A 240-nucleotide genomic window follows, 5' to 3' on the forward strand; every position below is an offset into this window, starting at 1 on the left:
CGGCTCCTACGAGGGCCTGCACCGCAACATCATGCGCGAGTCCAGCGGCAACCCCAACGCCGTCAACGACTGGGACATCAACGCGATCAACGGCATCCCTTCGAAGGGTCTGCTGCAGGTGATCCAGCCCACGTTCGACCAGTACCACGTCGCCGGAACGGCCAACAAGCTCACCGACCCGGTCGCCAACATCACCGCCGCCGCCAACTACGCGGCGCACCGCTACGGCTCCATCGACAA

Annotated in this window: 1 protein-coding gene; it reads left to right on the forward strand. The window is 65.0% G+C overall.

The window, feature by feature from the left end; translation table 11 throughout:
• On the forward strand, positions 1-240 hold a 240-nt coding region (locus OO62_RS36245; protein WP_033271987.1), incomplete at both ends, for a transglycosylase SLT domain-containing protein.

It is taken from the genome of Streptomyces lydicus, assembly GCF_000717345.1.
Classification (GTDB): domain Bacteria; phylum Actinomycetota; class Actinomycetes; order Streptomycetales; family Streptomycetaceae; genus Streptomyces; species Streptomyces lydicus.